Source organism: Janibacter sp. CoH_79_TC_3, assembly GCF_058197955.1.
On record NZ_JBXWIV010000148.1, the window covers coordinates 1 to 250 of the forward strand.

The 250-nt window shown below is 49.2% G+C and carries 1 rRNA gene; it reads left to right on the forward strand.

Features of this window, described 5'->3' with window-relative positions:
* Positions 1 to 250, forward strand: a 23S ribosomal RNA gene (locus AC2FA3_RS15425); the annotation flags it as partial.

Here is a 250-nt window from a genome sequence, read left to right on the forward strand (position 1 = left end):
GTAGGGAAGTGTGTGAGCCATGCGTCAAGAAAAGCCGCTATTGTTTTACTTAAGCCCGTACCGTAAACCGACACAGGTGGATGAGGAGAGAATCCTAAGGCCGACGGGAGAAGCATTGTTAAGGAACTCGGCAAAATGACTCCGTAACTTCGGGAGAAGGAGTGCCAGCGAGAGCTGGCCGCAGAGAATTGGCCCAAGCAACTGTTTAGCAAAAACACAGGTCTATGCAAAACCGTAAGGTGAAGTATAT